The organism is Streptomyces sp. NPDC034086, from assembly GCF_055575515.1.
Genome location: NZ_JBVISM010000001.1, coordinates 759,694 through 771,971, shown reverse-complemented (window position 1 = coordinate 771,971; position 12,278 = coordinate 759,694). Strand labels below are relative to the sequence as shown.

Genomic DNA, 12,278 nt, shown 5'->3' with positions numbered 1-12,278 from the left:
AGATGCCTCATTCTCACGTGCGGGAGGGCGGGCCGGTAATCAATTACGACTGGTCAGAGGCCGAGGCGGTTGATGTCGCGGGGGCTCAGGATGCGGGTGGTGACCCCGGCTCCGGGGGTGGCCACGGTGATCATCGCCCGGCCGAGGGCCTCGGTGGTGGTGACCTGGTTCGGCGCGATCCGCCGCAGGACCGGGAAGAGCGGGGCGGTGAGCGCGTACAGAGTCCGGTAGAGACGGGTCTTGGAGGGCATGCCGCTGACGGGCTGGACGAGGCCCGGGCGGAACATGTAGGCGCGGAAGGGCAGGGCGAGCAGGTCGTTCTCCGTCTTCCCCTTCACCCGGGCCCACATGGAGCGGCCGCGCTCGGTGCTGTCGGTACCCTGGCCGGAGACGTAGACGAAGGTGAGCGCCGGGTTGGCGGCGGCCAGCGGGCGGGCGACGGCGAGCGTGAGGTCGTGGGTGACGGCGCGGTAGGCCTCCTCCTTCATGCCGACGGAGGAGACGCCCAGGCAGAAGAAGCAGGCGTCGTAGCCGGAGAGCTCACCGGCGAGTTCCGTCAGGTCGGCGGGGTCGGGCCGGACGTGCTCGCGGAGTTTGGGGTGGCTGACGCCGAGCGGGGTGCGGCCGACGGACAGGACGCTCTTCACCGAGTCGTCGCGCAGACAGGCGCGCAGCACACCGCGCCCGATCATTCCGGTTCCGCCGTAGAGGATGACGTTCACGCCCTCACCCTAAGCGCTGTCCCGTGCGCCGGGGGCTCCGCTCAGTGGGAGACGCAGAGCTCGTTGCCCTCGGGGTCGGTGAGCGTGGTCCACTGGTGGGGGCCCTGGCTGCCCTCGTGGAGCAGGGTGGCGCCCTTGGCCACGAGGCGCTCGACCAGGGCCCGGGGGTCGTCCTCACCGGTGCGGACGTCGAGGTGCACGCGGTTCTTGACGGTCTTGGGCTCCAGGACGAACTGGAAGAGCACGCGCGGTGCCCGTTCCAGGCCCTCGGGGTGGCGGATCGCGGCGCCGGCCTTCCAGACGAGCGTGCCGCGGTGGGTGGTGGTGTCCTCCTCGGTGGCGTGGCCCGCCTCGATCATGTGGCGGATGAACTTCTCGTCGGAGGGCTCCACTTCCCAGCCCAGGGCGTCCGCCCACCAGTCGGCGAGCGGATGGGGGTCGGTGGAGTCGACGGTCACCTGGAACGTGTAGGCCATGGCGGGACTTTAGCCAGCCGCTCCGCGCGCCACGGGCTGAAACGCCGTCAGGCGGGCCGCCTGCCGGCGTGCGGTGGCTGGAGGACGGGCCGCTGGACGGGTCCCGCCGCGCACGGGCTCACATGACGCCGCGGGTGCGGAACTGGATGCTGATGCGGGGGCCGACGGCCCGCGTCGTCTTGGGGACGGCGTGTTCCATGGTGCGCTGGCAGGAGCCGCCCATCACGACGAGGTCTCCGTGGCCCAGCGGCAGCCGCAGCAGGGTGGGGCCGCCGTCGCGCGGGCGCAGGACGAGGTCGCGGGGGTCGCCGACGGAGAGGATCGCGACCATGGTGTCCTCGGTGGAGGAACGGCCGGTGCGGTCGCCGTGCCAGGCGACGCTGTCGCGGCCGTCGCGGTAGAGGCAGAGCCCGGCGGTGACGAAGGGCTCTCCGAGTTCGGCGGCGTAGTGCCGGCCGAGTGCGTCGCGGGCCTCGGTGAGCACGGGGTGCGGGAGCGGCTCGCCCTCCCGGTAGTGGGCGAGCAGCCGGGGCACCTCCACCTCGCGGTCGTACATCTGGCGCCGCTCGGCGCGCCAGGGGACCTCCGCGGCGAGCCGTTCGAACAGGGCGTCGGCCCCCGTGAGCCAGCCGGACAGGTGGTCGACCCAGGCCCCGGCGCCGAGCACGGTCCTCCGTACCGGTGAGAGCGGCCCGAGCCGGATCTCGTCGGTCTGGTCGAAGAGGGAGCCCTGGAGTGCGTGCATACCCCCAGCGTACCCCTCGACTCGAACACCTGCTCGATCACAGGGGGACGTTCCGGGGGTAGCCTCCGGGGCCGCCGGAAGAGGATCATGACCGCACCCGCCGGCCCCGCCGGGCCGCAGAGTCGTGGAGGTACACGTGTCCGTCGCGCCCAGCCATGCGTCAGGAAGCTCCCCGGTCCCGCTGCTGGAGGAGACCATCGGGGACAACCTCGACCGCACCGCGCGCCGCTTCCCGGACCGCGACGCCCTCGTCGACGTGGCCGCCGGGCGCCGGTGGACGTACGCGGAGCTGACCGCCGACGTGGACACCCTCGCCCTGGGCCTCCTGGACCTCGGCATCGCCAAGGGCGACCGGGTCGGCGTCTGGGCCCCGAACCGCGCCGAGTGGACCCTCGTCCAGTACGCCACCGCGAAGATCGGGGCGGTCCTGGTCACCGTCAACCCGGCGTACCGCTCGCACGAGCTGGAGTACGTGCTGAACCAGTCCGGGATCCGGCTGCTGGTCGCCGCGGAGCGCTTCAGGAGCTCCGACTACGCGGCGATGATCGAGGAGGTCCGGCCGCGCTGCCCCGCACTGGAGTTCACCGTCCTGCTGGACGGTCCGCTGTGGGACGCGCTGCTGGAGCGCGGCGCCCAGGGCGACCCGGCGGACCTGGAGCGGGCCGCTGCGGCGCTCGAACCGCGGGACCCGATCAACATCCAGTACACCTCGGGCACCACGGGCTTCCCCAAGGGGGCGACCCTCTCCCACCGCAACATCCTCAACAACGGCTTCTTCGTCGGGGAGCTGTGCGGCTACACCGAGCGGGACCGGGTGTGCGTGCCGGTGCCCTTCTACCACTGCTTCGGCATGGTCATGGGCGCCCTCGCCTGCACCAGCCACGGCGCGGCGATGGTGGTTCCGGCGCCCGCCTTCGACGCCGCCGCGACCCTCGCCGCGGTGGAGGCGGAGGCGTGCACCTCCCTGTACGGGGTTCCGACCATGTTCATCGCCGAACTGGCCGCGCCCGGCTTCGACGGGTACGACCTGTCGAGCCTGCGGACCGGGATCATGGCCGGCTCGCCCTGCCCGGTCGAGGTGATGAACGAGGTGATCGGGCGGATGGGCATGACCGAGGTGTCCATCTGTTACGGCATGACGGAGACCTCACCGGTGTCCACGCAGACCCGGGTGGACGACCCGGTGGAGCGGCGGGTCACCACGGTGGGCCGCGTCGGCCCGCACCTGGAGGTCAAGGTGATCGATCCGGAGACCGGCGCCACCGTGCCCCGCGGCACTCCCGGCGAGCTGTGCACCCGCGGCTACTCGGTGATGCTCGGCTACTGGGGGGAGCCGGAGAAGACCGCCGAGGCCGTGGACCCGGAGGGCTGGATGCACACCGGCGACCTGGCGGTCATGGACGCGGAGGGCTACCTGAGCATCACGGGCCGGATCAAGGACATGGTGATCCGGGGCGGCGAGAACCTCTACCCGCGCGAGATCGAGGAGTTCCTGCACGGCCACCCCGACGTCCTGGACGTCCAGGTCATCGGCGTCCCGGACGCCAAGTACGGGGAGGAACTCATGGCGTGGGTCCGGATGCGCGAGGGGGCCGAGCCGCTGACGGCGGAGGCGGTCCGCGCGTACTGCGCGGGCCGCCTGGCCCACTTCAAGATCCCGCGTTACGTCCACGTCGTGGACGAGTTCCCCATGACGGTCACCGGGAAGGTCCGCAAGGTCGAGATGCGCGAGACGGCGGCCCGGATCCTGGGGCAGTCGTAAGCCGAAACTGGTTGCTCCGGGCGCCAGTTGGGGCCGCGCACCCGCATGGCAGGCTGTGGCCATGCAGTTGCGCGAGGTGATCCTGTCCGGCGGCCCGGCTCCGTTCCGGCTGCTCGGCGGCGAGGAGGGGCTGGAGCGGCCCGTGCTCGCCGCCGTGACCATCGACCTGCCGGACCCGGGGCGGTTCGTCTCACCGGGAGACCTGGTGCTGTCGGGGCTGGTGTGGCTGCGGCAGGACCTCGGGCGCGCCGACCCCTTCGTACGGATCATCGTGGAGGCGGGCGCGGTCGCCCTCGGCGCGGGCGAGGCGGAGTTCGGACACGTGCCGGACGAACTGGTGCGGGCCTGCGCCCGGCACGGGCTGCCGCTGTTCGCGGTCGGCGTGGACGTGCCCTTCGGACCCGTCGCCGAGTTCGTGGCGCGGGGCCGCAGCGGGGCCCGGGTCGGGAACCTCGCCGCGCTGGTGGACCGGCACCGGCGGCTGATGGCCTCCCGGCCGGGGAGCGGGGCGGGGGCGGGGGCGCTCCTCGAACTGCTGCTGACCGAACTGGACCTGCGCACCCACGTCCTGTCCCCCACCGGACGGCTCATCGCCGGCGCCCGGCCGCCGCTGCCGGAGGGTACGGCCACCGCCCTGGCCGGGCGGTTCCTGGCCGCCGAGCGCTCCGGCCGGCGCGCCCCGCACCGTACGGTCGCCCACGGGCTCCCGTACTCGCTGTTCCCGGTGCGGTCCGCCCCGGGCGCCGGGCCCGCGCTGACCGACTGGGCCGTCGCGGTGGAGGCCGACAGCGGGGACTGGCACGACGAGCGCATCGGCCTGGTGGAGCGGCTGGCCGGGCTGATCGCCGTGGAACGCGGCGGCCGGGACGCCGACCGCACCGCGCGCCGGCGGGCCGCCGGGAGGCTGCTCGGGCTGCTGGACTCCGGCGGCACGGGGGCGGACGCGCGGGAGCCGGTCCGGGACGCGGCCGCGCGGCTGGCCGCGGAAGCGCCCGCCGGGGAGGCCCGCTGGCAGGCCGTCGCGGCCCGGCTGGACGGCGTACCGGGCGGCGGCGGGCCGTCGCCGGTACGGGACCTGCTGGAGGAGGTGCTGCTGCACCCGGCGTGCCTGGGGCCCGGTGCCGCGCGGCGCGTCGGGGTCGCCGCCGCGCTGGACGCCCGGGAGGCCGTGGCCTTCGTACGGGTCGCCCCCGGCGGGGAGCTGACTGCGGAGGCGGTCCGGGAGGCCGCCTGCGGGGCGCTGCCGCGCGGGCTGCGCGGCGGGGAGCGGCTCGGCTTCGGGATCGGTGATCCGGTCGGGGAGCCGGACGACCTGCGCCACACGCTGGCGGAGGCCCGCAGCGCCCGTCAGGCCGCGGCCGGAGCGGACGGGGAGGCCGTCGCCGTCCGCGGGACCGGGGACATGGCGGCGCACGTCATGTCGCTGCTGCCGCTGATCCCGGCGGAGGTCCGGCGGGCCTTCAGCCGCCGGCTGCTGGCGCCGCTGCACGCGTACGACCGGCGCTACCGCTCGGAACTGGTCACCACGCTCCGGACGTTCCTGGAGCACGACGGCTCCTGGGCCCGCTGCGGGGAGGCCCTGCACCTGCACGTGAACTCGCTGCGGTACCGGATCAACCGGATCGAGTCGCTGACCGGGCGGAACCTGGCCCGGCTGGAGGACAAGATGGACTTCGCGGCGGCCCTGCGCATGGACTGAGCGCGGCGCCGGGGCCCGTCACCCCGCGCGGCGGATCCGGGCCAGCAGCAGGACCGTGTCGTCGGTGGCCGCGCCGGGCAGCAGGGCGTCCAGGACGCGGTCCACCTCTTCCTCCAGATCCCCTTCCACCGCGGCCAGCCGCTCCCGCAGGGCGTCCAGGCCCGTTTCGATGTCCCGGCCGCGCGCCTCGATCAGGCCGTCGGTGTAGAGGGCCAGCACGGCCCCGTCGGGCAGGCGGGCCGCAGCCGGGCGGAAGGGGACGCCGCCGATGCCCAGCGGGACGCCGAGGCCGCCGCCGAGGGTCTCGACGGTGCCGTCGGGGTGGCGCACCAGGGGCGGGGGGTGGCCGGCGTTGGCGATGCGGGCGCGGCCGGTGTGCGGGTCGTACTCCACGTACAGGCAGGTGGCCAGCTCGATGCCGGACTCGCGGGCACAGGCGTCGAGCTCGCCGAGGAGACGTCCGGGGTCGGGGCCGTGGCGGGCCAGTGCCTTGGCGGTGATGCGCAGCCGGCCCATCGAGGCGGCGGCGGGCACCCCGTGGCCCATGACGTCACCGACGACGAGGGCGACCCGGTCCCCGGGCAGGTCGATCACGTCGTACCAGTCGCCGCCGACCTCGGTGGCACGGCTGCCGGGCAGGTAGCGGTGGGCGATGGCCACGTGCTCGCTGCGGGCCAGGGCGCTGGGCAGCAGGGCGCGCTGGAGGGTGAGCGCGATGTCCTGGACCCGGCTGTAGAGGCGGGCGTTGTCCAGGCACAGCGCCGCGCGGGAGGCGAGTTCCCCGGCGAGGCTGAGGTCCTGCTCGGTGAAGTCGGGACGGGCGGCCGTGCGGCCGAACATGGCGATGCCCTGCACGGTGCCGCGGGCGGCGAGCGGGGCGATGAGGATCCGGGCCAGGCCGCTGTCGAGGAGCAGCCGGGCGCGGTCCTGGCGGGAGGCGGTCCGGGCGGCGAACTCCTCGTCGACCTCGGCGCAGAGCGGGCGGCCGGTGGCGAGCATCCGGTGGATGCCGGAACCCGGCGGGTACGTCACCCGCTCCAGACCCGCCACCAGCTCGGGGGCGGGCGGCGGCAGGACGGTGCCGGAGGCGATGCGGCGGGTGATCAGGGGCAGGTCCGGGTCGAAGGCCTCGGCGGGGTTCGTCCACTCCACCAGCTCGACCACGCAGCCGTCGCAGAAGGCGGGTACGGCCACGCCGACCAGCTCCCGGGCGGTGGTGTCCACGTCCAGGGTGGTGCCGACGCGGGCCGCGGCCCGGTCCAGCAGGGCCAGGCGCTGGCGTGCCGCGGTCGCCTCCAGCAGGGCCCGTTCCCGGTCGGTGACGTCCACCAGCAGGCCGCCCACCCCGGGGCGGGTCCCGCCGGAGCGGCTGAGCGGGAAGAGGCTGACCGACCGGACCTGGTCGCGGTCGGGGCGGCCCGGTGTGCGCAGCCCCACCAGGGCGCCGACGAGGGGCCGCCCCTCGTCGGCCACGGCACGCAGCATGCGCTGGAACTCTCCCCCGTCGGAGGTGAGCATGATCTCGTCGGTGGCGCGGCCGAGGTGGTCGGCGACGGGCAGCCCGTCCATGTCGGCCAGGGCCTGGTTGAGGTGGACGTAGCGCAGGTCCTGGTCGAGCATGACCAGACCGATGGGGCAGGTCTCGAAGAGGGCGTCGAGGAAGGCGAGGTTGGTCTTCACCCGGTCCAGCTCGTCTCCCCTGCTGGCCAGCCCGATGATCACCGCGTCGGCGTCGGCGTCGGCGTCGCCGGCCACCGGGAACACCCGGAACCCGCAGTCGAAGACCGAACCGTCCCGGTGCAGGGCGGGCAGCCGCACCCGCCAGTAGCCGAGGGCGAGGGCGCGTTCCGCGAGCCGTGCGGCCGCGTCGGGGGTGCCTGCGGGGGGCGGGGGGAAGAGCCCGGCGGCGGGCCGGGACAGCACGTCGGCGGCCTCGTGGCCGAAGAGGGCCCGGGCGCCGGGGCCCCAGAAGCGGATCCGGCCGGACGCGTCCATGCCGAACACGGCCACCGCCACGTGCTCGAGCAGCGACCCCGGCTCCGACCTGATCGGACCGGCAGCCCCCGCGTCCCCCGCCTGCTCCGACGGCACCGGAAGCCTCCTCCGCCCGGGCGCGCCCAGTCCCCGTACCGCCCGCGCGGGGCGGGGGCCCGCCGTTCCCCTTCATTCTGCGCGCCCCCGGCGGAGCGGACATCACGGTGCGGGCCGGCCCGGCTCCGGGGCGGCGCTCACGCGGCGCGGGTCGAGGACGATCTGCTGGACGGTCCGGCAGTCGGCGCTCCCGGTCGCGGGCCGGGCGGAGCGGCCGGTGCACAGCGGGTCGGTGCCGCCCAGGCCGTCGGGGCCGCAGCAGCCGCCGCGGCTGCCCGGGTCGGCGGCGGGGGTCGTGCCGGGCTGAGGACGATGCCGCGGGGCGGGCCGGCCGGGACCCTGCCTGGCGGGAAGCGCGGCGGCCACGCGGCCCGGCAGGCGCCTCGCAGGGCAGCGGCACCCCGTCGACCTCGGCGGTCAGGGCCGTCCCGCAGCCGGCGCGACGGAACACGGCCATCTCCCCGTCCTCCCTCCCCCGGCCGGTGACGGAGCGGCCGTCGCCCGGGAGGCGCGGCACGACGGCCCCTGGCCGGCGGGCACTTCGATGCACGGCCGGGAGGGCGCCACAACCGGCCGGGGCGCCCGGCGGCCGAACGGGCGCGGACCGCCGAGGGGCCGGGGGCGGCCGAGGGGCCGTGGCCCGGGAGGCCCGCGGCCCGGGGGGGGAGGGCCCTTGGCCCGAAAGGGCCGGAGGGCCGGAGGGCCGGGAGGGCGCCGCCACCGGCCGGGGCGTCCGGCGGCCCGAGAACGGGCGCGGACCGCCGGACGGCGGGGGCGGCCGAGGGGCCGTGGGCCCGGGAAGGCCCGTGGGCCCGGGAGGCCCGCGGCCCGGGGCGAGGGCCCGCGGCCCGGAAGGACCGGAAGGACCGGGAGGACCGGGAGGGCCGAAGGGGCCGAAGGGGCCGAAGGGCCGGAGGGCCGGGAGGGCGCCGCCACCGGCCGGGGCGTCCGGCGGCCCGAGAACGGGCGCGGACCGCCGGACGGCGGGGCGGCCGAGGGGCCGTGGGCCCGGGAAGGCCCGTGGCCCGGAAGGAACGGGAGGGCCGGAGGGCGGAAGGCCGTAGGGCCGGGGCGTAGGCCCGGAGGACCGAAGGCCAGGGGGCCCGGAGGCCGGGGGCGCGGTTAGCGGTGGTTTTGCGGGACGTTGGAGGTGATCGTGCCGTCGGAGCCGGACACGGTCACCGCGTGGCGGACGCCGTCCGGGCCCAGGACGACCGCCAGCCAGGCACTGCCGCCGCCCTCCTGGGCCACCGCGCGCAGCCCCGCGACCTTGCCGCCCTCCACCGCGGCGGCCGCCTTCTCCGCCGCCTGCGCGATGGGCAGGGCGGGCAGCGGCACGGGCGCCGCCGGGGCCTGCTTCGCGAAGCCCCCGCGCGCCGGGCCGGCGCCCTCCCGTGCGGCCTTGGGGCCGCCCTTGAGGGCGTGCTCGCGGCCGGGCTCGGGCCGGACGAGGTGGCGGGCGGCGGCCCGGTCCCCGTGGTCGTCGTGGTGGCGGCCGTGGCCCGCCACCGCCACGGCCGCCACCCCGCCGCCCACGATCACCGCGACCGCGCCGACGCCGAGCGCCCAGCGCGCGGCCGCGCCCCGGGTGACGGCCGCGCCCAGCCCCTGGCGCGGCGGCTTCGCCGGCTGCGCCGGCTCGGCGGCACGCGTGGGCTGCTCGGGCTGCTCGGGCTGCGGGAAGGACTCAGACATGGCGGGACTCCTCAGGCACAACCGGGCACCGCACCCGGCTCGCCACCGAGCATGCCGGGACGATGCTGAAGCCCACCTGAAGCCACCTGAAGACCCCTTCAGCGAAGCCCGGACCCCACCTGAGACCCTGGGCGGCATGCGCGTACTGGTGGTGGAGGACGAACGACGACTGGCCCTCGCCCTCCAGCGGGGGCTCCAGTCGGAGGGCTTCTCGGTGGACGTGGCCCACGACGGGCCACGGGGGCTGGAGATGGCCTGCGCGCACGCCTACGACCTGATCGTGCTGGACATCATGCTGCCCGGGCTCAACGGCTACCGGGTCTGCGCCCGGCTGCGCGCGGCCGGCAACGAGTCCGGGATCCTGATGCTCACGGCGAAGGACGGGGAGTACGACGAGGCCGAGGCCCTGGACACCGGCGCCGACGACTTCCTGTCCAAGCCCTTCTCCTACCTCGTCCTCGTCGCCCGCCTCCGCGCGCTGGCCCGGCGCACGGGCCGCCGGGGCCCGCGGGCCATGGAGTTCGGCGACCTGCTGGTGGACCCCGCCCGCCACCTGTGCTCCCGGGGCGGGACGGAGATACGGCTGACCGCCCGGGAGTTCGCCGTGCTGGAGTACCTGGCCCGGCACGCCGGCGAGGTGGTGCCCAAGCGGGAGATCCTGGAACAGGTGTGGGACAGCGCCTTCGACGGCGATCCGAACGTGATCGAGGTGCACGTCAGCGCGGTGCGCCGGAAGATCGACGCACCGTTCGGCCGGTCCGCGCTGGAGACCGTGCGCGGCGCCGGATACCGGCTGGCGGCGGACGGTGGCTGACCCCCGCCGGGCGCGCCCGGCGACGCGCCCGAAGGACCGCCCCGGGAACCTCGCACCCCGCCCGTCCGGTGCCGTACGCGCACCCGTGCGCCGCCTGCTGCGCCGGATCGGGCCCACCACCGTCCGCGGACGCGCCACCGCCGGCGCCGTCCTCGTGGTGGCGGCCGCCCTGGCCCTGGCCTCGTTCGCGCTGATCGGGCTGCTGGAGGCGAACCTGCTGCGCAACGCCGAGCGGGACGCCGAGCGGCAGGCCGTGACCATCGCGCGGCTCGCGGCCACCGGCGGCCTCGACCGGATGCGCGCACCGCTGCCCGGCGCCGACTTCGTGCAGGTGGTCAACGCGCGCGGCCGGGTACTGCGGGCCACCCCGAACCTGGCCGGCGCGCCCGCGCTGGGCCCCGGCGGGCGGTCGGGCCCCGGCACCGCCTTCCACACCTGGCGGGTCCGGCCGCTCGGCGGCGAACACCGGCTGCGGGTCGTGCAGGTCACCACGGACACCCCGCAGGGGCTGGTCACGGTGTACGTGGGCACCTCGCTGCGTGATGTGGACGCGGCGGACGACACCACCACCGCCGCCCTCGCGGCCGGCGGGCCACTGCTCCTCGCCACGGTGGCCCTGGTCACCTGGCGGGTGACCGGCCGCGCCCTGCGGCCCGTCGAGGCGATCCGCGCGGAGGTCGCGGAGATCACCGACCGGCACCTGCACCGCCGGGTCCCGGTGCCGCCCACCCGCGACGAGGTGGCCCGGCTGGCGGAGACGATGAACGCCACGCTGGACCGGCTGGAGTCCTCCGGGAACCGCCAGCGCCAGTTCATCGCCGACGCCTCGCACGAACTGCGCAGCCCGCTGACCGTGCTGCGCACCCAGCTGGAGGTGGCCCTGGCCGTCCGGGACCCGGAGCTGTGGCCGGAGCTCATCGGCGGGGCGCTCGAGGACACCGAACGGCTCCAGCACCTGGCCTCCGACCTGCTGCTGCTGGCCCGGATCGACGCGGCCCAGCCGGTCGCGGCGGTCCGGCTCGACCTGGGTGCCGTGGTGCGCTCCGCCGTGGAGTCACGGCTGGGCGACCGGGTCCCCGTACGGATGGAGCTGGAGAGCGGTGTGACGGTGGCGGGCAGCGAGCTGTGGCTGACCCGGGTGGTGACCAACCTGGTCGACAACGCCCAGCGGTTCGCCGGCCGGCAGGTGGAGGTCATTCTGACCACCACCGGCGGCTCCGGGGCGCGGACCGCCGTACTGGAGGTCCTCGACGACGGTCCCGGCATCCCGCCCGACGACCGGGAGCGGGTCTTCGAGCGGTTCACCCGGCTGGACGACGCCCGCAGCCGCGACCACGGCGGTGCCGGGCTGGGCCTCGCCATCGCCCGCGATCTGACCGCCCATCACGGGGGCGTCCTCACGGCCGAACCCTCGGCCCGCGGTGCCCGCCTGCGAGCGGTCCTGCCGACGGCGCCGCGGTAGCTCCGGGCGGGCCGCCCCTGCCGGGAACGGCGGCTCCTCGGGCAGGTAGCGGAGCGTCGCCCTCCCTTTCTGACGGGAACTTGACGCCGCCCGGCCGGGTCCGTACGCACCGCTGACGTACGGGCCGCCCTCGCGGGAGTTCAATGGAAGCCGGACGGCGGGCGACTCGGGAGGGACCGGCGGTGGGGCGACGGGTAGTGGCGGGCGTGAGCGGCGGTCCGGGGAGCGCGACGACCCTGCACCGGGCCGCCGACGAGGCCCGGTTGCGCGGGGCGGAGCTGTGGGCGGTGCTGGCCTGGCAGACCCCGCGCGGGGCTCCGGGCAGTCCGGGCGCCTGCGCCTGCGACTCCTACCCCGAGTACCGGGCCGCGGCGGCCGGGCGGCTGCGCGACGCCCTGGTGACCGCTTTCGGGACGGGCGGCCCGGGCGTGCCCCTGGTCGCGCAGATCGTACGGGGCACCCCGCGCGCCGTCCTGGCCGACGCGGCCCGGGACGCCGACGACCTGCTGGTGGTCGGCGCCGGCCGGCGCGGACGGCTGCTGCGGGCGCTGCGGCCCTCGGTGGCCCGCCACTGCCTGGCGCACGCGCCGTGCCCCGTGCTCGCCGTGCCGCCGAACCCGCTGGAGGCCCAGCTGCAGAGCGTGCGCCGCCGCAACGCGTGGCACCTCCCGCTGGACGTGCGGAAGCTGGCCGGGTGAACCGTCCCGCGGGGACCCGTCCGGGCGCGGCCCGGTGTACACGCCCCCGGCCACGGCGCGGTCGGGGATTGTCCGGTTCGGGGCCGTACATCACGCGGGGGGCGGGCTACGATC

The 12,278-nt window shown here is 76.2% G+C and carries 11 protein-coding genes; 5 read left to right on the top strand and 6 right to left on the bottom strand.

Annotated features, from left to right (window positions below; translation table 11 throughout):
• Positions 1-53: 53 nt before the first annotated feature.
• The 3 genes from ACZ514_RS03460 to ACZ514_RS03450 all read right to left on the bottom strand — a co-directional run bounded on the left by ACZ514_RS03460 (position 54) and on the right by ACZ514_RS03450 (position 1,943).
• Positions 54-722, bottom strand: a complete 669-nt coding sequence (locus tag ACZ514_RS03460; protein WP_468162631.1) for a Rossmann-fold NAD(P)-binding domain-containing protein — start codon at positions 720-722, stop codon at positions 54-56.
• A 41-nt stretch (positions 723-763) separates the two neighbouring features.
• Positions 764-1,198, bottom strand: a complete 435-nt coding sequence (locus tag ACZ514_RS03455) for a VOC family protein (protein ID WP_469123986.1) — start codon at positions 1,196-1,198, stop codon at positions 764-766.
• A gap of 118 nt (positions 1,199-1,316) precedes the next feature.
• A complete protein-coding gene (locus ACZ514_RS03450; RefSeq protein WP_468162635.1) occupies positions 1,317-1,943 on the bottom strand; it encodes an alpha-ketoglutarate-dependent dioxygenase AlkB in 627 nt (208 codons plus the stop codon).
• A 124-nt stretch (positions 1,944-2,067) separates the two neighbouring features.
• On the opposite strand from ACZ514_RS03450, the gene ACZ514_RS03445 reads away from it, so the two are divergent.
• Complete coding sequence (locus ACZ514_RS03445) at positions 2,068-3,705, top strand: AMP-binding protein (protein ID WP_468162637.1); 1,638 nt, start codon at positions 2,068-2,070, stop codon at positions 3,703-3,705.
• Between the two features lie 61 nt (positions 3,706-3,766).
• A complete protein-coding gene (locus ACZ514_RS03440; protein ID WP_469123985.1) occupies positions 3,767-5,404 on the top strand; it encodes a PucR family transcriptional regulator in 1,638 nt (545 codons plus the stop codon).
• Between the two features lie 18 nt (positions 5,405-5,422).
• Here ACZ514_RS03440 and ACZ514_RS03435 read toward each other — a convergent pair whose 3' ends face one another.
• From ACZ514_RS03435 to ACZ514_RS03425, 3 genes are all read right to left on the bottom strand, one after another.
• The gene (locus tag ACZ514_RS03435) at positions 5,423-7,495 is read right to left on the bottom strand and encodes a SpoIIE family protein phosphatase (protein WP_469123984.1); all 2,073 of its coding nucleotides are present in this window, start codon (positions 7,493-7,495) and stop codon (positions 5,423-5,425) included.
• Positions 7,496-7,597: 102 nt separating this feature from the next.
• A complete protein-coding gene (locus ACZ514_RS03430; RefSeq protein ID WP_469123983.1) occupies positions 7,598-7,861 on the bottom strand; it encodes a hypothetical protein in 264 nt (87 codons plus the stop codon).
• A gap of 756 nt (positions 7,862-8,617) precedes the next feature.
• Positions 8,618-9,190, bottom strand: a complete 573-nt coding sequence (locus ACZ514_RS03425; protein ID WP_469123982.1) for a hypothetical protein — start codon at positions 9,188-9,190, stop codon at positions 8,618-8,620.
• A 136-nt stretch (positions 9,191-9,326) separates the two neighbouring features.
• Between ACZ514_RS03425 and ACZ514_RS03420 the strand changes: the two genes are divergently transcribed.
• From ACZ514_RS03420 to ACZ514_RS03410, 3 genes are all read left to right on the top strand, one after another.
• Positions 9,327-10,004: a response regulator transcription factor gene (locus ACZ514_RS03420; RefSeq protein ID WP_468694839.1), complete on the top strand. Its 678-nt coding sequence runs from the start codon at positions 9,327-9,329 to the stop codon at positions 10,002-10,004.
• Entirely contained in the window at positions 9,997-11,466 is a 1,470-nt protein-coding gene (locus ACZ514_RS03415; RefSeq protein WP_469123981.1) for a sensor histidine kinase, read from the top strand. The genes ACZ514_RS03420 and ACZ514_RS03415 overlap by 8 nt, the downstream gene beginning before the upstream one ends.
• Positions 11,467-11,648: 182 nt before the next feature.
• Entirely contained in the window at positions 11,649-12,164 is a 516-nt protein-coding gene (locus ACZ514_RS03410) for a universal stress protein (RefSeq protein WP_468162651.1), read from the top strand.
• Positions 12,165-12,278: the final 114 nt, after the last annotated feature.